22 protein-coding genes and 4 pseudogenes are annotated in these 19,760 nt (G+C 43.7%); 14 read left to right on the top strand and 12 right to left on the bottom strand.

Annotated elements, in window-relative coordinates:
• Positions 1-17: 17 nt before the first annotated feature.
• Together VSQ32_09805 and VSQ32_09800 are read right to left on the bottom strand one after the other, a co-directional pair.
• Positions 18-524, bottom strand: coding sequence for a GNAT family protein (locus VSQ32_09805; GenBank protein ID MEH2943142.1), 507 nt, complete (start codon positions 522-524; stop codon positions 18-20).
• Positions 525-562: 38 nt separating this feature from the next.
• Positions 563-1,036 carry a GNAT family N-acetyltransferase gene (locus VSQ32_09800; GenBank protein MEH2943141.1) on the bottom strand — a complete coding sequence of 158 codons (474 nt, stop codon included), beginning with the start codon at positions 1,034-1,036 and terminating at the stop codon, positions 563-565.
• A gap of 194 nt (positions 1,037-1,230) precedes the next feature.
• Here VSQ32_09800 and VSQ32_09795 point away from each other — a divergent pair, with 194 nt between their 5' ends.
• From VSQ32_09795 to VSQ32_09775, 5 genes and pseudogenes are all read left to right on the top strand, one after another.
• Positions 1,231-1,422 carry a DNA-binding protein gene (locus tag VSQ32_09795; GenBank protein MEH2943140.1) on the top strand — a complete coding sequence of 64 codons (192 nt, stop codon included), beginning with the start codon at positions 1,231-1,233 and terminating at the stop codon, positions 1,420-1,422.
• Between the two features lie 12 nt (positions 1,423-1,434).
• Positions 1,435-2,269 (top strand): annotated as a pseudogene (locus VSQ32_09790) (site-specific integrase).
• A complete protein-coding gene (locus VSQ32_09785; GenBank protein ID MEH2943139.1) occupies positions 2,253-2,702 on the top strand; it encodes a hypothetical protein in 450 nt (149 codons plus the stop codon). Before VSQ32_09790 ends, VSQ32_09785 begins: the two are co-directional and overlap by 17 nt.
• 64 nt (positions 2,703-2,766) lie before the next feature.
• Positions 2,767-3,570, top strand: coding sequence for a PD-(D/E)XK nuclease family transposase (locus tag VSQ32_09780; protein MEH2943138.1), 804 nt, complete (start codon positions 2,767-2,769; stop codon positions 3,568-3,570).
• Between the two features lie 99 nt (positions 3,571-3,669).
• Positions 3,670-3,957, top strand: coding sequence for a hypothetical protein (locus VSQ32_09775; protein ID MEH2943137.1), 288 nt, complete (start codon positions 3,670-3,672; stop codon positions 3,955-3,957).
• A 408-nt stretch (positions 3,958-4,365) separates the two neighbouring features.
• On the opposite strand, the gene VSQ32_09770 is transcribed toward VSQ32_09775, so the two are convergent.
• Positions 4,366-4,608: a hypothetical protein gene (locus VSQ32_09770; GenBank protein MEH2943136.1), complete on the bottom strand. Its 243-nt coding sequence runs from the start codon at positions 4,606-4,608 to the stop codon at positions 4,366-4,368.
• A gap of 119 nt (positions 4,609-4,727) precedes the next feature.
• On the opposite strand from VSQ32_09770, the gene VSQ32_09765 reads away from it, so the two are divergent.
• The 5 genes from VSQ32_09765 to VSQ32_09745 all read left to right on the top strand — a co-directional run bounded on the left by VSQ32_09765 (position 4,728) and on the right by VSQ32_09745 (position 8,981).
• Positions 4,728-5,021: a hypothetical protein gene (locus tag VSQ32_09765; GenBank protein MEH2943135.1), complete on the top strand. Its 294-nt coding sequence runs from the start codon at positions 4,728-4,730 to the stop codon at positions 5,019-5,021.
• Positions 5,022-5,084: 63 nt separating this feature from the next.
• The gene (locus VSQ32_09760; protein MEH2943134.1) at positions 5,085-5,327 is read left to right on the top strand and encodes a transposase; all 243 of its coding nucleotides are present in this window, start codon (positions 5,085-5,087) and stop codon (positions 5,325-5,327) included.
• Positions 5,324-6,328 carry an IS3 family transposase gene (locus VSQ32_09755; protein MEH2943133.1) on the top strand — a complete coding sequence of 335 codons (1,005 nt, stop codon included), beginning with the start codon at positions 5,324-5,326 and terminating at the stop codon, positions 6,326-6,328. Before VSQ32_09760 ends, VSQ32_09755 begins: the two co-directional genes overlap by 4 nt.
• Positions 6,329-6,741: 413 nt before the next feature.
• A complete protein-coding gene (locus VSQ32_09750; protein ID MEH2943132.1) occupies positions 6,742-8,397 on the top strand; it encodes an IS66 family transposase in 1,656 nt (551 codons plus the stop codon).
• Positions 8,370-8,981, top strand: coding sequence for a hypothetical protein (locus VSQ32_09745; protein MEH2943131.1), 612 nt, complete (start codon positions 8,370-8,372; stop codon positions 8,979-8,981). Before VSQ32_09750 ends, VSQ32_09745 begins: the two co-directional genes overlap by 28 nt.
• Positions 8,982-9,207: 226 nt before the next feature.
• Here VSQ32_09745 and VSQ32_09740 read toward each other — a convergent pair whose 3' ends face one another.
• Together VSQ32_09740 and VSQ32_09735 are read right to left on the bottom strand one after the other, a co-directional pair.
• On the bottom strand, positions 9,208-9,876 hold the full coding sequence (locus VSQ32_09740; protein ID MEH2943130.1) for an IS630 family transposase: 669 nt from the start codon (positions 9,874-9,876) through the stop codon (positions 9,208-9,210).
• Positions 9,846-10,355, bottom strand: coding sequence for a helix-turn-helix domain-containing protein (locus tag VSQ32_09735; protein MEH2943129.1), 510 nt, complete (start codon positions 10,353-10,355; stop codon positions 9,846-9,848). The genes VSQ32_09740 and VSQ32_09735 overlap by 31 nt, the downstream gene beginning before the upstream one ends.
• An 82-nt stretch (positions 10,356-10,437) precedes the next feature.
• On the opposite strand from VSQ32_09735, the pseudogene VSQ32_09730 reads away from it, so the two are divergent.
• The 3 genes and pseudogenes from VSQ32_09730 (at position 10,438) to VSQ32_09720 (ending at position 12,753) form a co-directional block, all read left to right on the top strand.
• Positions 10,438-11,067: pseudogene (locus tag VSQ32_09730) on the top strand (DUF6070 family protein).
• A gap of 7 nt (positions 11,068-11,074) precedes the next feature.
• Positions 11,075-12,352, top strand: coding sequence for a DUF6070 family protein (locus VSQ32_09725; GenBank protein ID MEH2943128.1), 1,278 nt, complete (start codon positions 11,075-11,077; stop codon positions 12,350-12,352).
• Between the two features lie 44 nt (positions 12,353-12,396).
• Complete coding sequence (locus VSQ32_09720; GenBank protein ID MEH2943127.1) at positions 12,397-12,753, top strand: hypothetical protein; 357 nt, start codon at positions 12,397-12,399, stop codon at positions 12,751-12,753.
• Between the two features lie 77 nt (positions 12,754-12,830).
• Here VSQ32_09720 and VSQ32_09715 read toward each other — a convergent pair.
• The 5 genes and pseudogenes from VSQ32_09715 to VSQ32_09695 all read right to left on the bottom strand — a co-directional run bounded on the left by VSQ32_09715 (position 12,831) and on the right by VSQ32_09695 (position 17,672).
• Positions 12,831-14,338, bottom strand: a pseudogene (locus tag VSQ32_09715) (IS66 family transposase).
• Between the two features lie 117 nt (positions 14,339-14,455).
• Positions 14,456-14,833, bottom strand: a complete 378-nt coding sequence (tnpB, locus tag VSQ32_09710) for an IS66 family insertion sequence element accessory protein TnpB (protein MEH2943126.1) — start codon at positions 14,831-14,833, stop codon at positions 14,456-14,458.
• Positions 14,773-15,222 (bottom strand): IS66 family insertion sequence element accessory protein TnpB, encoded by a 450-nt coding sequence (locus VSQ32_09705; protein ID MEH2943125.1) that lies wholly within the window; start codon positions 15,220-15,222, stop codon positions 14,773-14,775. Before VSQ32_09705 ends, tnpB begins: the two co-directional genes overlap by 61 nt.
• A 262-nt stretch (positions 15,223-15,484) precedes the next feature.
• The gene (locus VSQ32_09700) at positions 15,485-17,284 is read right to left on the bottom strand and encodes a BlaR1 family beta-lactam sensor/signal transducer (protein MEH2943124.1); all 1,800 of its coding nucleotides are present in this window, start codon (positions 17,282-17,284) and stop codon (positions 15,485-15,487) included.
• 1 nt (position 17,285) lies between these two features.
• Positions 17,286-17,672, bottom strand: coding sequence for a BlaI/MecI/CopY family transcriptional regulator (locus VSQ32_09695; GenBank protein MEH2943123.1), 387 nt, complete (start codon positions 17,670-17,672; stop codon positions 17,286-17,288).
• 175 nt (positions 17,673-17,847) lie between these two features.
• Between VSQ32_09695 and VSQ32_09690 the strand changes: the two genes are divergently transcribed.
• Positions 17,848-18,282 (top strand): winged helix-turn-helix domain-containing protein, encoded by a 435-nt coding sequence (locus tag VSQ32_09690; protein ID MEH2943122.1) that lies wholly within the window; start codon positions 17,848-17,850, stop codon positions 18,280-18,282.
• Positions 18,283-18,301: 19 nt separating this feature from the next.
• Here the strand turns inward: VSQ32_09690 and VSQ32_09685 are convergent, their stop codons facing one another.
• Positions 18,302-18,559: a helix-turn-helix transcriptional regulator gene (locus tag VSQ32_09685; protein MEH2943121.1), complete on the bottom strand. Its 258-nt coding sequence runs from the start codon at positions 18,557-18,559 to the stop codon at positions 18,302-18,304.
• Positions 18,560-18,938: 379 nt separating this feature from the next.
• A pseudogene (locus VSQ32_09680) lies at positions 18,939-19,698 on the bottom strand (ISNCY family transposase).
• Positions 19,699-19,760: the final 62 nt, after the last annotated feature.

Below are 19,760 nucleotides of genomic sequence, written 5' to 3'. Positions count from 1 at the left end.
TGTATCCTTTCTGAAAATTAGAGTGATTGTTTTGAAATTATCATGTTACATCTGCTCCACAACTCGTCTTTATATGCAAATACATCTTTATCAATCTTTCTTTCAACAAAGCCGACTTTTTCATAACATTGCTTTGCTAATACGTTTTCACTGAAAATATTTAGTTGAACCGCTTTTGCGCCGGTTATCTGAAATGCGAATTGTAGAGCCAGATTCAGCATTTCTTTTCCGTAACCTTTTCCACGTTTGGTTTTATCAACAATAACAAATTTAAGAAAACCAATATTGTCTGCTGTATTGACAGAATAACAGAAGAAGCCTACTGCCTGTCCGCTGTTTTCAGTTGCTACATAAGCACTGTCTGTCCAGTCCATTGCATTTTTCTCTAATAAATCATGGAAAGATTTTTGTGTCATGGGGTATGGCAAAAGATTTGCACACCAAAAAGCATGAGTTCTTTCGTCATCAATCCATTTTGATACATATTCGTAATCTTTGCTTGATATATACGGTCGGATTCTCATAAATGGAATGTCCTTTCTCCAATTTATTTATAAATTTGTTATAGGTAATACACCATAATATATTCTTCCTCATTCTCCTTTACAATCTCAAAACCAATCTTTAAATACATCTTTATCGCATAATTGGCTTTCTGAACAGAAAGAGAAACCCGACTGTACCCATGTGATTTAAGCAGGGTAAGAATTTCTTTCATCATAGCCGTTCCAATGCCAAAACCCCGGTATTTTTTATAAAGAGAGATTGCCAAAGAGGGCGTTTCATCATCTATATATCCGTAATCGTTCATAATGCGAACCCAAACAGCCCCAACAATCTTACCGCCAACCTCTGCCACTAATCCCCAATCATCTTTGGATTCCCCGAAATGCTTAACATAAATCTGTAATTCGGGAGATGAAATAATACTTTTGGGTGGAGGTTCGATACCCTCTGGAATAAAGATTGCTTCATATAGAAAATTATCCAGTAACGGATATTCCTGTTTTTGTATTTTTCGTATCGTTACGTCCATAGCTGACCTCTCAATTCTGTATTCTCCATATATTCTAGCATAATTAAGATAATACAGCAACAAAAACTTATCAGAAATGCTAAATTTAATAAAAAAGATAAGTTTAACAAATAAGCTATTGACAATAACAGAAATGTTAAGTATAATTCAAATACAGAGCTTAACAAAAACGCTAAACAAAAGGAGGATATTGAATGAAGAATGAACTATTTGTAACTGCCGGGGAGGTAGCGCAGGAGTTGGGTGTTTCCAAACCATTTGCTTACAAATTAGTACGACAGATGAATGAGGAACTGGAAGAAAAAGGTTTTATCACAATCGCTGGACGTGTCAGCAGAAAATATTATGAAGAAAAATTCTACGGCATGGCGCAGGCGGCGAACTAAGGAGGGCGAACTATGGCGGCATATAAAGATGAACAGCGTGGAACATGGTATGTATCGTTCCATTATTATGACTGGACGGGTAAGAACTGCCGGAAAGTCAAGAGAGGTTTCAAGACCAAAAGAGAAGCTACGGAGTGGGAACACCATTTCCGAATGAAAGAAGCGGCTGACTTGGATATGACTTTCGGGGAATTTGTGCAGGCATACACAAGGGATATGAAACCGAAGCTGAAGCACAATACTTGGCTGACAAAGGAGCATATCTTACGCACAAAATTGTTACCGTACTTTGAGAATAAGAAAATGTGTGATATTCGTGCAAAAGATATTATTCAGTGGCAGAATGAGCAGATTTCCTATCGTGATGAAAAAGGAAAGCCTTATGCGCCGACTTATCTGAAAACTCTGCAATCCGAATTGAGCGCATTGTTTAATCATGCGGTACGGTTTTACGAATTAAAGAGCAATCCCGTTGTCAAAGCCGGGCCGCTTGGGAAAGGGAAAGCAGAGGAAATGCTTTTTTGGACGAAAGAGGAATATCTGAAATTCATTGAAAAAGTAAAAGACAAGCCGTATTCCTATCAAGCATTTCAAATTTTATACTGGTGTGGCTTGCGTGTTGGCAGACCTCCGGCACAGCCACGCCAGTTTGTTGATTTCTAAGCTGGGAGCGCAGCCGAACCTTGTGGCAGAACGGTTGGGACATGAGAAAATTCAGACCACCCTTAATACCTATAGCCATTTATATCCGAATCAGTCAAGGGATCTGGCAGACCAGTTAAATGATCTAAATTCTGGAACAGATGATGAGCAGGAAGGAGATGATAGTGATGCCGGGGAAACATAAAAATGCCACCATATCTTTCCGCCCAAGTGACTGGCAAAGGGCGCTGATAGAGGAAAGAGCAGCTCTCAGCGGGCATCATAAAAAGGATTTTATAACCCGGAGCTGTATTTATTCAAATATTGTGGTTGTTGGGAAACAGGAAAATATAAAACGTATTGTGGACTCTTTACAGGAGATGCAGTATGTGATGAGGGAAATCGCCAGGCAGTTAGAATCCGGCGATTTCTCTATGTCCGGTGACAGTTATCAGGAACTGCGACAGGATTATCTTGCGCTTGTGGTGACAGTAGTCGATATTATAAACGGAGCAGCCTATCTGTTTGACGAAGCACCTGACAGGGATAACCAGCATTGGAAGGCTGATTTGGAACTGGAGCAGTTTCGTAGCGCATTGGAGATTCAGAGGAACGCTTTAGGGAGCGGCAAAGTTTAGGTTGTGTGATGGCTGAAATGAGGGTATAATGAAAATAAGCCTATCGCAAGAAAGAGGTGACGATTTGAGTGATATAGTCAAATTGAAGTATAAGGAAGAAGATTTAAAGATGCTGGCGGGGTTTACCCTGTTGGATGATGATTTTATGACGATTGTGTTTGACCGGAATATAGAGGCAACAGAGCTTGTTTTAAATATTATTCTCGGCAGAAATGATCTGAAAGTCATAGAAGTGACTGCACAGAGGGAATACAAGAATCCGGTTACAGGAGGCCGTTCCATTAAATTGGATATTTACGCCAGGGATTCTGATGGGAAAGTGTACGACATTGAAGTGCAAAATGATGATGCCGGGGCAGACATACACAGAGCCAGATTTCATAGCAGTATGCTGGACACTAAGATGCTGAAGGAAAAGCAGAAATTTAAGGAAATCCATGATTCGTATGTTATATTCATTACGAAGAATGACTATATGAAGATGGGGCTGCCTATGTACCATGTGGAAAGGACAGTGCAGGAAACGGGAACATTGTTCGGGGATGGTTCACATATTATCTATGTGAATGGGAGCTATAAAGATGATGCGGACCCGGTGGGGAAGCTGATGCATGATTTCCGCTGCACAAGTGCGGTAGATATGTTTTATCAGGAACTTGCAAAATCGGTAAGGCATTTCAAGGAGACGGAAGGAGGCCAGAATCAAGTGTGTAAAGCAATGGAAGAAAGAATTGACAGGGAAAGAATTGAAACTTTATTTGCTGCCGTCAAGAACCTTATGGAAGCTATGAAAATGACCGCAGAGCAGGCAATGACAGTCCTGAAAATATCGGATGCCGATAAAGTTATTTTGGCAAAGAGGTTTTAAATGATAATATCGTAATTATAATGATATTTTCAAGGTAGTTGTTATGTTATGTCCGGAAATTATAGATCCGGTAAGGCATTGTCAGGAAGGAGAAGTAGTATGTCATTGGTAGATGTTAATATTAAAGTTCCGATGGAGATGGAGGCCCACTTGAAACCATCCAGTCAGGTTACAGAACTTGAAAGAAATGCATTGTTGCTTTATCCTTATATTCTAAAGCAGACAATATCTTATGGACATGCAGCCGAAATATTGGGAATACGAAAAAATGACTTGATTGATATTTATGATAAACTGGGATTCTCTTACCTGGATTTGACAATGGATGATTTGGATGCGGAGCTTAATGCGTATAGGAGCGTGAAGTCGAAAGGGGCAATGGCATGATTGTTATAGCAGGCACATTGGAGAACGGCATTATCGGAAGTTATTGGACAGATTGAAGTAGTGGTAATGCGGCAGTCGTTTGGTAATGTTTTGGTAATAAAAAGTTTCAAAACCATTTGGATGACGTGGAAAAGCGGAAAAATGGCGTATGAAAAGGGCTGAAAATACACTGAAAATGACCCCAAAAACGGTCATTTGAGATGAGTTCGAGTAATTCAAAGGATGAGAGAAATCCAGTGTTTATGCTGGCTGCAAGCAGAATAGTTTAGTGACTGGCAACGATTTGGCAACACTTTTTCTTATTCAAGGAATGATTTATATATTTCAATATGGTACATAAGGAAACCTTACTGATATTCTGAAATGAAAACTGAATATCAGCAAGGTTTTTCTTATTTATTTCTTTGGCTATTTCTCTGATTTCTTAATGAGGTAATCACTCATTTCTTGGGAAGGCGTCTTTGCCCAGTGATGGCTGGCGTCCAGTTCCGGGTATCGGTAACGCCATTCATCGTATTCTTCCCTGCTGATTTCGCCGTTTTCAAGTTTTTCTGCCTGCTGCTGCCATTCCCTGAGCATGGCGCTGACCGTATCCACAGGGGAAGAATTAGAAGAATCCCGGCAAAGGCAGATAAGACCGTCTTTTTCCATTATCTTAAATCCGTATATGTCCTCCAATGCAAAGAGGGTAAGCGGTACAAAACATACCGTAGTGAGTCTTTCCCAGTCAATTGATATACTTTCCTGATATCACAAGGGAGGTATTTCAAATGAGTACAAAGTTTACAGATGATGAATGGCTGCTGATCTTTCAGCAGAGAACGCAGAGCGGCCTGTCTGTCCGAAAATGGTGTGACAGCAATCAGATCAGTTATGACAAGTATAAATATTGGGAAAAGAAACTGATGCGCAGAACGGATCCGGAAAGAATAGTATCTCCTATGGATTTTGTAGAACTCCCACAGGCACTGCTTCCTCCGCTTTCACTTGAACAGAAGGAATCCTGTCCTTTTGAACTATCCTTTCATGGATCGCATCTGAAGATTGCTGGTGTTAGTATATAAGTGTGGACAGAAAAAGTTGAACAACCTATATTATCAAATGAAAGAGCAAAGGAGATGTTCAACATGGCGAAAAATCAAAAATCTTACACTCCGGAGTTTAAACAGCAGATCGTGGATCTGTATAATGCCGGAGGAACATCGTATCCACAACTGGAACGTGAATATGGCGTAAATCGGAGTACGATTAGCGGTTGGGTAAAGCAGCTTTCCCCTGTCAAGGTATCAGAGGAGGAAACGGTTACCCTCAAGGAGTATAAGGCTCTCCAGAAAGAATTCCAGTGCCTTAAGATCGAGAATGAAATATAAAAAAAAGCGACCGCCATATTCGCAAAAGAACAATAGCCGAGATTGTTGCATTTATCCAGAACAACTTAACCAACTACTCTGTATCACAGCTTTGCAGTGCTTTGAAATTCTCAAGGAGTACCTATTACAAGGCTCTGGTTTGTGTACCTTCAAATAAGAACATGGAGTATGAGGAATTCAGCAGGAAAGTGAAACAAGCCTTTGAGGATTCCAAACGCAGATACGGGGCTGTCAAACTATGCCGTGTACTCAATGGCGCTGGGACACCCTGCAGTATCAAGCGGGTCCAGAGGCATATGGCAGAGCAGGGACTGCGCTCTGTGGTAGTAAAGAAGTACAACCACCATGCCAATCATGGCAGTATCCCAGATGATAAAGTGAATATCCTGAAACGTGATTTTGGAACAGAAACCATCAATCAAAAATGGTGCACAGATATTACCTGCATCCATGTGCAGAAAGAAGGATGGACTTATCTGGCATCTGTCATGGATTTGTGCAGCCGTAAAATCATCGGCTATGCCTATGGCACATCTATGACAGCGGAACTGGCAGTGAAAGCGGTAGAGAATGCGTGCCTGAACGTCAGGGATACAAAAGGGATTATTTTGCACAGCGACCTTGGAAGTCAGTATACGAGCCAGGCATTTGAAGACTGCCTGGCCAGGAAAGAAATCCTGCATTCCTTTAGCCGTAAGGGAAATCCATACGATAATGCCTGCATTGAATCCTTTCATTCTGTACTGAAAAAGGAAGAAATATATCTTCATACTTACCAAGATTCAAAGGAAGCCCGCAGAGCAATCTTTGAATACATAGAAGGCTGGTATAATCGTAAGCGGATACATAGCTCTATTGGTTATTTGACACCACAGCAAAAGGAGGATGAGGAACTTAAAAAACAGCATAATCTTTCGACTTTTTTTGTCCAAAGTATTGACATAGATCCACTACCGATTTCCGCAAACAGATCGAAGGACTGGCTGCTCTGGTCAGTCTGAGATATCATCTGGATCCCTATACCCCTGCCTGTGTGTTCCTGTTCTGCAATCGGAAAAAGAATTGTCTGAAAGCCCTGCGTTTTGATAAAGATGGTTTTCTTCTTGCAACAAAAAAACTGCTTCCGGACATGGTCTTTCAATGGCCAGAGTCGAAAGAAGAGATCCGGGACATCACACCCCAGCAGGTCAGATGGCTGCTGGAAGGCTTATCTATCGAACAGAAGAAAGCCCATAAGACAGTACGGATCCGTCTGGAAGATACGTGCTTCTAAGGTTCGTGAAAATGCCGGTAAAATCGTGTGGATTCCCTGTAAAATCAGCATTTTTCAAGCCTTTTCAGGATAGAAAAATGCTGATTTTTCGTACAAAAAATGGTATCATAAAGTCAGAAACCATCAAGGAGGAATCCACCCATGCTGACTGGACCTGAATACCAGGAGCTGCTCGAACTGCGCAGGCTTGTACAGGAGCAGGAACAGACAATCGAACAACAGAGCCATCAGCTCAGACAGCAGCAGGCCCAGATCGAGAACCTGACACAGGCGCTCCTTCATGCAAGGAAGAAGCTGTTCGGCCCTTCTACGGAAGTCACACAGATAAAGGGACAGATGAGCCTGTTCGGACAGGAAGAACTGCTGGATTCCCTCAGACAGGGCCAGGAAGAGATTGTCATCACAGAGCATAAAAGGAAAGCACGGCAGCCGGGAGTCCGGGCGGAAATGATCGCCGCTCTTCCGGTAGAAGTGGAAAGATGTATTGCAGACCCCAAAGAGCAGTGTCCCGTATGTAAAAGTCCGCTCATAAAAGTAGGGGAAAAGGCAGTCCGTACAGAAGTAATCTTTCATCCGGCACAGTTGAAAGTACGTCAATACATACAGGAAGTCTATAAATGCAGCCAGTGCGGGAAAGAAGGAAGCGAGCATCCTTCTGATGTATTTGTGGGAGGGAAAGTACCGGTATCCCTGTTCCCCCATTCTCTTGCGAGCGCATCTTTAGTGGCAGGGATCCTGTATAAAAAATATGATATGGGGATCCCTTTGGCAAGGCAGGAGCGGGACTGGTACCGCCTGGGACTGTGCCTTTACCGCTCCACAATGGCAAACTGGGTGATCCGCAGCAGCGAAGAGTATCTGCTGCCCATTTATGAGCGGATCCACCAGGAACTGCTTGGCTGTGGGATCCTGCATGGGGATGAGACCCGCATCCAATGTAACAGGGAACCAGGGAAAAAGGCCAGCAGCGAGTCATTCATGTGGGTGATCCGCAGCGGGCGGGAAGAAGCAGTACAAGCAGTGTTCTTCCATTATGCAAGGAGCCGGGCAAGAAAAGAGGCGGAGAAGCTCTACAGAGGGTTCCATGGGTACCTGGTCACAGATGCCTGTACAGGGTATGACACCATGGAGGGGATATGCAGGGCGCTGTGCTGGTCACATGTACGCAGGTATTACATTGACAGCATACCTTTAGATTCCCGCGGAAAGGAGATCAGTGGTTCCAGGGGAGCAGAGGGACGGGAATGGTGTGACCGCCTGTTCCAGATCGAAAAAAACCTGAAAGCATTACCTTCCGAGAAGCGTCTGCAAAAGCGTCAGGAGCTGAGCAGGCCTGTCCTGGAGGGATTTTGGGCGTGGGTAGAAGAGGCCAGTGCAAAGTATACTGCCAATGAATCTCTCAAAACAGCCCTTACTTATACAACAAACCAGAGAAAATATCTGGAGACATTTCTGGAAGACGGGCGCATTCCGATCTCAAACAATGACTGTGAGACCAGTATCCGTCCATTTGCAACCGGACGCAAGGCATGGCTGTTCGCAGACTCACCGGCAGGGGCAAGAGCCAGCGGCATCGTATATACATTGGTAGAAACAGCGAAACTGAATCATCTGGATGTATTTGGCTATCTATGTTATTTATTAGAAAGCCTGCCGGATCTCGATCACCGAAACCATCCTGAATTACCGGAAGCATATCTCCCCTGGTCTGAGACACTGCCAGAAAGCTGCCGACTCAGGGAACATAGAACAAATAAGAAGTGTATGTTTTGTATCGCTTATCGAAAAAAGAAGTAAGAGACTGGAAGATTAGCGGGGAGGATGCAGGATATTTTAAGATTACGGATTATGGGCTGTTACAGTTGAATTATGGACTCGCTTATATTGACCCATGTGTGACAGCAACAGTAACGGCTGTTTTGGAGGATGGAAGAAAACTGACAGCAACAGTACGGGCATACTCAGAGCTGAATATTTACATAGACAAAGTATTTACAGATTTTGAAAAGCAGTATATTTCCCCTTCCATGACGCAGAAGGAAAAGGCAGAAAAGGCAGCATGGTATATCAGTACAACGTCTGACTATGAGTTATATAATGATAATTGGTGGGATATTTTTCTGAAAGGAAAGGGGGACTGTTCGGCGAGCCGGTATGCGCTGCAGTATATGTGCAACCATATGGGTATCAAGGCGGCGGCTTGTGGAAACCTTGATGCACATGGGAAAACGCTGGTCTATGCAGATGGCAGGTTTTATGTCATTATCACCGGGTTTAACGAACCAAAGCCACGGCAGTATATGATTTATGAAATAAGTGGTGAGTCTTTAGAAGATTTGGCAAAACAGAATAATTTCAATTTAGACTATTTCCATCAGTAGAGGGGAGAAGGAACTGGGACAGCTAATGTGACGTCTGCAAATTAAATCGACTTTATATTTGTCTAAATCTTCATCTGCTACTTTAGATTTTCCAGACGTAGCCAGCGTTACGCCGTTGAAAATCTGCCTTGCAGACTGAAAATTTATTCTGCATATATAGTTGGGTTATTTGGAGACGTTACACTAGTGTACTGACCTGTTGATATTTAGCATTACTACCACCTCATCAAGAGGCAGCAGTAAATACAGGGTATAAGGAACTGAGCTTTATTCTGGCATCAGTAGTCCGGAACTGCCAGTTGACCTTTGCCGCCACTGTATTCCGCTCCGTTTCCCATGCGGACAGTTCTTTGCGTAACAGTCCTGTTTCAGCGATGCGGCGGCTGAGACATTGCCTGGTCATTACATTAAGCTCTATTTCTGCAATGTCCAGCCAGCTCCCATGCTTTGGCGTATAATGTATCTCCAATTTTTTTATGATGCGTCTTGCTTCTTCAGGCGGATACCGTTTGTACAGGGAAGCTGCTTTATGTGTGTTCAGATTATCCATCACAAGGACGATCTTCTCGGCATCAGGGTACATGATGTCCACCAGATACCTGATTTCCTCTGCCCAGTCGACGGCTGTACGGTGTTCCCGGACACTCACATGGTGCATCCCTCCGAGCGGTTCCACGAAGGCAAAGATGCTGACCGTACCATTGCGGACATATTCCGAATCGGTTTTCCGGTCACTTCCGGGAATCATTGGCAAAGGCTCCCTGGACTCTCCCAAAAGCTGATATGGTTTTTCGTCCATACACACAACCGGACGATTTTCATCATAGGGGCGTTCGTAAACATCAGGGATATCCTCCATGCAGGCTATGAATTCCGGGTCTTCTTTTGACGGGATGCACCAGTAGTCGTTTTTGTGAGGTCGAAGTTTGTTTTTTTTAGGGCATTGCGGATTGCCTCCCTGCCCACAGGGGTTTCCAGAACCACTTTGGATTTTTCCTCAAGCAGACGGATTGTCCACCGGGAGTGCCCTTCTGGAACGGGGCCGCAGGCAAGTTCAATCAGCCGGGCCTCTGTACGCCCGTCAACCTTGCGCCTTGCATTATCTGAATTTATGTTCCTTTTAAATTCAGTAACTGCGTCAATGCCGCCATTGATGTATTTCGTCACAGTATTGGTGACGGTTGCCATACAGACACCATTGGACTTTGCGCTTTGTTCATGAGTTAAAACTTTTCCATGCGCCTCGTCCAGATCAAGAATAACCTGGCATCTGCTGCGGATAGTTTTTGAAGTTTCCTTCTTACGGATAACAGATTTCAACTTTCTAAATTCTTCTTCTGTGAGATGGATATTATACTTTTTAGGTCTTGCCATAGGAATCACCGCCGTTTCTTTTATTATATATCAAAACAGCTGTGGTTACCAGAATTATTTGATTAAATATCAACAGGTCAGTACACTAGTTAGTGATATAGCCGAAATTAAATTGACAGAGAAGGGCTATTTTATTTACGCCCATGAAATTGTGATACCTCATTCCAGTTTGCGACAATATTATCGGGTAAAGCCGCTTTCTGATAAATGCCGGGAATTAACCGCAAAATATGTATACGGGTTGAGCTATGTAAATTACAATGTCCTTGTGACAAATTGGGACAGTAACAATGTAGAAGATATTCTGATGCCCTGTATGTTTGAAGATATATACCGGATATATACCGGGGAAAATTTAAGGACGGAAAACTGGAGAATACCTGCGGACACATACGAAAAAATAATGACTACATATTTTCCAGTATCAGTAGAACAGTTACGGGAAAAATGCGGCTATGATGAGGATAGTAAGAGCTATGAGTATGAAATGATATTTGCAAGCCCGTATCCACCGTTTGGGGAAGTTGTTGATTATTCAGAAAATGCAGATGGAACAATTACGCTTATTGTTGACGGGGTATGGGCAGATTACAATTCTGACCTCGCTTTTACCAATACAATCGTGGTACAGCCATTTGAGGACGGCACATTCAGGTATTTATCCAATACGATAGAACAGAAAGAATTGGAAGTGCCAAAGAGAGGAAAATAAAAGAGGGATGATGAAGTTAAAGAAGAAGGTAATCCTTGTGGCTTATGCGCTGGTGTGTGTTGCTTTGTTATGTGCCTGTAATAATAACGGAAAAGATATGAAAAACGAATATGCTGGCAAAACCAGAGAAAATGAACAAAAGGAATATACAGAAAGTACAGACGAGGAAGCAGACACAAACAGGCAGATAGAAAAAGGCTATGATCTTCCGATAGATGCCCATCAACGGGAAGAAGCAGAAGAAGATTGCGAAAAAATGATGGGGCTTATATCGGAGTTATATAAAAACGCAGATAAAGGCTGTGCGTCCAATGTTGTTATTGCGGACGAAGTCATAGATCAGATGGTGGAAAAACTAAAAGCCACCGGATGCCCGGTCGCAATAACGGAAATATATTCAAATATGGAAAATCACAACAAACTGGAAGAATTTTTAAATGCTTCCTTAGCAGGCAGCAGCGGTTCAGCGATTGTTTATGAAATACATTCGGATGGCGGCATCGGGAGATATAAGTATTCTTATGACGGAAAGGATATGTATGTTTTATCCGCAAAAGCTGCATGGAGTGATGATGATAAGCCTGTAATGACATATATTTCCTATACCCGGATCAAAGAATGGAGATTTACGGATAAAGGATACTTTTGCTATGAGTTATGCGTACCAGAATACCCGGAAGTTACTGAAATGGTGGATGGGAGCTGCATGGTCAGGGTAAAGCCTATTACAGAGGAAAATAGGGAAATGTCGGAAAAGTGTGTACTTGGATTAGCTTATCAGGGAAACAATCTTTTATGTTCTGACTGGGATGCAGACCATATGGAAAAATTAGATTATAATGGGATGTATGAATATTTATATGCAATGAAATATCAGGAGCAGCTTCCTTCTGAGGATTATGCGGACGGGATACCAAAAGATGAGTTTGAGCGTCTGATTATGGAATATCTTCCAATAACATCGGAGGAAATACAGAAATATGCGGTATTTGACAAAGAAAAACAGACTTATGCATGGGCAAGGCTTGGTTGTTTCAACTATGCACCTACCTATTTTGGAACTTCCTTTCCAGAGGTTACGGATATTAGAGAAAACAAAGATGGGACAGTTACTTTAACTGTGGATGCAGTGTGCAGCATGATTTTATGTGATGATGCGGTAATAACGCATGAACTTACGGTACGGTTTGCAGAAGATGGCGGCTTTCAGTACTTGGGAAATAAAATTCTGGATGATGGAATTTCAAATATACCAGAATATCAATACCGGATTGTCAGACAGTAATTATGGGTAGTGCTTGATGTTGAAAATAGAAGGGATATGGAGCAATGAAAAAGACACTCAAATTTATATTAGGCTTTGTGGCTGTTATCTTTATTATAATTGCTGTGTTTTGGGGGAGCTTTGTCTATGTGTCAGATTATAAAATAACAAAGGCAGACACGTCAGTTTCGCCGGATGGAACGTATGAACTGGTTTTGCAGGCTGTGGGAGAAGCTGATTTCTCCTTTGGTTCGGCTTCCGGCAGGCTGGTTCTTTATGAGGGCAAAAGCAGAATATCCAAAGCAGACTTTGAGCTGCGGGATGATGGCAGAAACATACGCAGCAGTATATGGGAAGTTACATGGCATGAGGATTCTGTGGAAGTTATTTTGTCTGGAGATGAACAGTTCGATGAACAGTAAGCGCTCAATAATCCTACGAATGGACAAAATAAAACAGCCCCTACATAATGGACTGTAGGAACTGCAAGCATTTTACTCTACATTGTACCAGAACATCTGCCAATAACCTCCGGATTCCATGGGGCCAGCCTGGATAGTTCGCTGTCCGCCATCCTGGTCTCCGGCAGATGCTCAGGCAGATATTTCAGATATTTATAAATATTCAGGTTATGGGCTTTGGCCATCTCAACCATGGTATAAACCATGGCACTGGCATCCGCACCTTTGGGGGTATCGCTGAACAGCCAGTTGCGGCGGCCTGCCGTGAACGGACGGATTGAATTCTCACTCAGATTGTTAGAAAAGCTGCACCTGCCGTCCTCAAGGTATGTCATGAACTGCTCTCTGTGATTTTGGGCATAGTTCACCGCTTTCTCAAAGCGCGTCCCTTTTTTCGGGGACTGCTGTGAGACCCATTCCCAGAAAGCGTCCGGCACTGGCATCTCTTTCTGGATCCGGTATTCTTTCCGCTGCTCGTGGCTGTGTCCTTTCTCATGGGACTGACGTTCATACTCGAACAGCTTGTTGCAGTACTGCACCCCCTGGGCGGCAGGATTGCCGTAATCCAGCTCCTTCCCTTTCGGAACTGCCTCCACAAAGTACCTGCGCAGGTGCGCCCAGCAGCAGCACCGCTTCACATCCGGCAGGCCATTGTAGCCCTGGTAGCAGTCCGTCTCCAGATAGCCCTTGAAACCTTTTAAGAAGTCTGCCGCATTCAACCCTGCCCTGGTCTGCGTATACCGGTAGAGGATGATGGGCGGCAGGCCGTCCTCCCCGGTCCGGAACAGCCACATGAACGAGTCTGTCTCCGCATTCCGCTCCGGTTCCTTCAGCACCTGGACTCTTGTCTCATCTGCCATCAGGAACTGCCTCTTTATAAGTTCCCGGCGGAAATAGCCATACAGCAGAGAAAAATAATTCCCGGCGCAGTACAGGATCCAGTTTGCAAGCGTCGCCCTGCTCAGGATGACGCCCATCTGTTTCCAGTCCTGCTCCTGGCGGTACAGGGGCATGGAATTGGCATATTTCTGGTACATCGTCCATGCAACGGCGGATGCGGACGCATAGCTGTGGGGGATCAGCGCCTCCGGCACATGAGCCCTGGCGAACCTTACGGCTTCCGCCATTGCCGGGGCCGTGGAACATACCGGACACTTTGCCGTCTCCCGGTAGATATTGACTACTTCGCCCCTGGCAGGGGTGAAACGGAATTCCCGACGGACAAACTCCTTCCCGATGGCTTCCATTTCCGCTCCGCATTCCGCACAGTATCTCTGTTTTTCGGAAAGGGGGATGCCTCCTGCTCAGCCTCATTGAAAAGGCTGAGCTGTCCTTCCACATTTTCAGACTTTTCACTGGATGTGCCGAAGAGTTTTTTCGTAAGATAATCGACCTTTTCATTCAGGACCGCCATTGCTTCATTATTAGAAGCAATGGTCTGGCGCAGGGAATCGATAAGCTCATTCTGGCTTCTGACTGTCATATTCAGTTGGCTGATCGTGTCCTTATACTCCATGATTCTGGAGTCCTTCGGGTCTTTTGCCATCTATCCCTGCCTCCTCTTCTGATGCTTTTATTGTACCATGGAAAGCATCTGGAGTGAAGCCTGGCAGACCTTGTTTTTCGGGATATTCAGCTTTTTTTGAGAAACCCGCCGGTGCTGTCAGGAGGCTTTGGGCGGAGGGATATCCCGCTCATTTTCAGGCGGCCTGAACGCTTTGGGCTGTTCTATCTCCAGTCCTGACATGAGCCAGTCGAACTGCTTCCAGGAAATGCCCCTTGCCTCCTGGGAGTCCCTGGGCCACCGGAAGCGCCCCTGCGCCTCCATCCTCTTATAAAGGAGCAGGAACCCGTCACCTTCCCATAAAAGGGCCTTGATCCTGTCACAGCGTTTCCCGCAGAAAAGGTACAGGGCGCTGCGGCGGGGATCCATGTGGAGCTTTTCCTGCACGATCCCGCAGAGGCCGTCGATGGAACGCCTCATATCCGTGTAGCCGCAGACGATATAGATTTCGTCCGCAGCTGAAATGTCTCCTGACATGATCCGCCTCCGATCAGGCGGACGGTTTCTCTCAGCAGCGCCGGATCTGTCCCGTTGGGGATGCGCAGTACCATACCGGCTACGGATAGTTCCATGGCCGGAACCGGGAATGCCGGATACGCAGTCTCCAAAAGGGGCGGGGAGACATCCCGGCCCTGCCGGATGTCAGGCTCTATCCTGACGATTTCCTGTTTTGTGCTTACACGCTGGCTGTGAACTGGCTCCGGTATGTCCTGATATCCTTTCTGGCGGAGCCTGCGCACCCAGCCGTAGAATGTGCCTGGGCAGATGCCTTTCTCCCTGCACCACTGGTGGTCCGTCAGGCCGCTGGAGCGGCATTCCATGACCAGACGGTACTGCTCTTTCGCTTTGACTGGCTTTGCTGGCATATATTGAACCTCCATAGGTATAGTGAAATGCTTGCGTTTGCAGAACTCTGGCACAATGCATAGGGTAAGATGCCTGCATTTCCACTATCCATTATGAAGCCGAATTAAACCCTTGTCACTCCGTCAGGATATTTTGCGCTTACACTTAAAGGACAGTAACTAATCATTGAAAAATAATGCTCTCTTTTAAGTAACTGCATTTTTACATGGACTACTTAAAAGGGAGCATTATTTTATGTAATGAATATTGTGGATTAGATTTTTATTCTTCCCATATTCCTATATCAGATAGGATGGAAAGAGAAATTTCTGATGCCTTACTGCCTGTGGCATTTTCTGCGGCTTGGATGTTGGTGGCAAAAAAGTATGCGTTGCCAGCGGTTTCAATATAGCCTACAAACCAGCCATTTACATCTTGACCGTCTACACGTCCGGTTCCGGTTTTTCCGTAAAAGTTTTTGCCTTCCGAAGAAAACAGGCAAATAGCACTTTTTACAGCATTTATATTTTCCGGGGTAAAGTCAAAACGGTTGCTGTGGAGAGCTGTTAAAAGTTGTACCTGCTCTACCGGGGAAATTTTTAATGTCCCTTGCATCCAGTATGAGGAAAGGCTTGCATTTATATTCTCGTTTCCGTATCCGATTTTTCGGATATAACCCTGAATGGCGGATGAACCGATTTGCCTATCTATTTCCTCGAAATACCAGTTGACGGAGGACTGCATTGCAGAATACAAATCCTGATCAGCGTTCCATGCTTCAAATGGATAGTCAGTTCCGTTCCATGTCATGAAAGAATCATTTGGGGCAATCACGCTTTCTTCCAGTCCAAACAGCGCATCATAGATTTTGTAAGTAGAATTTGGGGCTGTCCTTAAAGTGGCTTGCTCCATATCATAGATATTCCATGTATCGCCGTTTAAATCATATAGTACAAAGCTGCCTTCATATCCACTGAAATAGGCAGACAGGTCAATCGTAGAAACCTTTTCAGCAGAAATGTTCCACTGATACCGGCTCTGCTCTGCGGCATAAGTGGAAAGCATTGGGGCAAGAGCAAAAAGAATAACGCCAATCGTGACAAAAGCAGTAAATCCTTTTAATTTTCTGAAAACAGAAGGTTTTTTATAAGAGGAGATATTAGCAATTCTTTGTTGCATCTGCTTCATGCTTCCGCTGATTCCGGCAGCGAAGGGGAATGGCGTAAGTGAAACTTTTTCCGCAAAGTTGATGAGGGTATTCCCATAATTTTCATAATCGCTTTCATCGAGTAGTTTCAGGACGGATGTATCACAGGCAACCTCCCGTTCGTTCCGCATTTCTTTCAGTGCATACCAGACACATGGGTTACACCAGTAGAGTACGCCGAAAAAGTTCATAAGATAGCTTGCCAGTGCGTCTTTGTGTCTGTAATGTTGTAATTCGTGCAACAGCATATACCGCATATCCGCAGCATTAAAATCCGATATGAGGTGGATGGGAAGATAAATGCGGGGGTTGAATAATCCCACAATAACGGGGGATTTCAGGAAGGCGGTGCTGTAAACGGGAATATTTCTTTTTATTTTCATTTCTTTTAAACAGTTATGATATAAAATACGGACAGCCTTGTTCTGCAGGGGAAGCGCAGACTTTTTCATGGCGTTTAACCGGGATACGGATTTTATTACTAATAAAATCATAGCCAGGATGCCAACCAGCCATACACCGCACAAAATCAGTCCAATAATGGAGGGTGTTTCTCTGCTTACAGACAGTGCAAAATCATTCATCTGATTTACAGCATCGGACGTATTTGGATTTAGGACACCTTCCGTAATCGTCCCATTGTTTGATGACGCCGCATTTTTCCATGCATTAAATAATGCGAGAACCTGCGTAAAAGAAGCCAGGCGAAAGGGAACAAACGGGACTGCAAGAATCCCAAGCAGCAAAAACCATAAATTGAACTGCATCCGGCTGGTCAAATAATTTTTAAATGCCCGTTTTACGATAATAAGAAAGCCTATGATGATACAAATAAAAATGTTACATAAGAAAAAGCGTATTCCAAAATCTGCCATGTTAATTCCCCCTGTTCTTTGAACCCTTTGCGAGAAGGGAACGGAGCGTGTCAATTTCTGATTCGGAGAGTTTGTCATCTTCGATATAGGCAGAAAGCATTGCTGTAATATCTCCGTCATAATAGCGTTCAAGAAAAGAGTGGCTTTCCTGACCGATATATTCTTTTTCTTCTATCAAAGGCGTGTAAACGAATACTCTGCTCTGCTTTTCATAGGAAAGCGCCCCTTTGGTTACAAGCCGCTTTATTAAGGTCTGTATTGTCTTAGGACTCCATTTTGTAGTTTGTGTTAATTTTTCGGTGATTTCATTGGTACTGATCGGTGCGTGTTTCCATATAACTTTCATCACTTCAAATTCGGCTTCTGAAATTTGTGGTAATGTATTCATTTGTAATCCCTCCTTAAATCTTACGGTTGTAATATACATTATAATGTGAAAATGAGGAAATGTCAATTTTTCGATAAATTTCTCTTGACTTTAATTCTCACAAGTGTAATAATTAAAATATTACAGAGGTAAGATTTTAGATGGAATAGGTTGTAGTGAAATGTGAGGATATAGAATGAGTAAAATAATGATATTGGCTTTTTCGGAAGATGAGGAAGACGTCTGCCAGAGAATGTTGCAGATTGTGAGCGAAAGCTCTCATTTTGAAGGGTGTAATGTGCTTCAAGTGGAAAATCACCTTAGTATCGGAGGAATGAAGTTGAACTTAGTAGAGAAAAATGTGGTTATACATGGTGCGGAAGTTATGCTTACCAATAGGGAGTTTGAAATATTGTATTTGTTAGCGCAGAGTCCCGGCAGGATATTCAGCAAAGAGCAGATATATGATATTGTCTGGCAGGAGCCGTATTCCGGCGATTACAATATTGTCATGAGCCATATCCGCCATATAAGGGAGAAAATAGAGGACAATCCGGGCAAGCCGCTTTACATACAGACCGTATGGGGCATCGGCTATCGGTTCAACAAAAATTTAAGCAGCAGTCTGTGATGTGAAAACAGATTGCTGCTTATTTTTTGTCCTGTACGCCTAAGAGGTATTCGCAGGATACATGGAAGAACTCTGCCAGAGCCACCACTTCATAATCCGGGACAAACCTTGTCCCTTTTTCAATCCGTAAAACGGTCAGGTCGCTAAACTCATATCCGGCAAGCTGGAGCTGCTCTGCAAGGGCTTTCTGTGACAGCTTCCTTTCCGTCCGCAGTTCCATAACCCTTTGACCGATTAGGTTTTTGGAGTTGTTTTCCTTATTCCAATAGATTTTAATATCCTACCACCAACTTTCTAAAGATGAAGTCCCTTACCATTGATTTTACGAAATATTGTTGATAATATACTTCTAAAGATGAAGTGTTAGGGAATTATCTTGTTATTGAGAAATTGGGGATTGATAATACTGCCTGTAAAATACAATAATATTTTTAATAGGTAATTGCGAAACAAGTTCAAAATCTTGATTCCAATAGGGCAAAAGCCCGGTTGAGTCGGACTTACAGGAGGCGGATGTGGATAACAAGAGTTTTGAGACATGAAAACAAAGCAGATAAGGTTATCTGCCCGTGAAATGGTATGCGGTATGTAAGGTTATGCAATCAGAGGTTTTAAACTGCGGATATATTGATGCCTGTGCAGTTTATCAGCCACCATTACTGTAATAAGCTGGGTAATCCCGGCGAGAAGCAGGTCAGCATGAAGCGTTTTTTCATTCTGCGTTTTACGCCCGGCAACACAGAAGCTGTCCTTGAAATGGTTGATTGATTTCTCAACATTTACCCTGATCTTATAGGTGGAATCCCATTCGGCCGTACTACGGAGCGTACCAGGATAGGCGCGCAGGTTTTTCTCGGGATAAATATAAAACATCCTGCCGCAGGGGGATTCCGTACAGGGATTTTCACAGTGGCAGACGCGTTTGCTTTTACCGGTTGATTTATCATATTCCCATTTCATTTTCGGGCATACAAACTTCATGGTTGGCAGTCCGCAGCGGAGATGGGATTTGCTTCCTTCCCGTTTCATTGGAAGGGATGGGTCTTTGGGGCAGCAGGGGATGCCGTCCTTATTCAGCGGGCAGTCGGATTCCGGAAGGGAGATTCTGCCGTTGAGGGGAATGTAAGCCTGCTCAAAGGAAGCTTCCTGTAACAGGTATTTGTAGATTTCAATGGAATCAAATGCGGCGTCTCCCAGAAAAGTTTTCGGATTGATAAGCGGATGCTTCCGAAAGAAATCTTTTAAAGTGGGAACCAATGCCCTGGAATCGGCAAGACTCTTATCTTCATCCGGGGAATCAGATTTTTTTCCAACAATGATGTCAGGATGAGCCGCAAGAAAGTCCTTGTTATAAAAGGAAATATCCCGGACAATGCCGAGTCCGTTGGTAATAATACCGAATTTATAAGCATAACACCACTTTACAACTTTTCCATAAAAAATGTCATACAGGACTTTCTGATGTATAATAAGTTTGC

The organism is Lachnospiraceae bacterium JLR.KK002 (assembly GCA_036941025.1).
In the GTDB taxonomy this organism is placed as follows: domain Bacteria; phylum Bacillota; class Clostridia; order Lachnospirales; family Lachnospiraceae; genus Petralouisia.
This window is presented reverse-complemented; position numbering and strand designations above follow the sequence as displayed.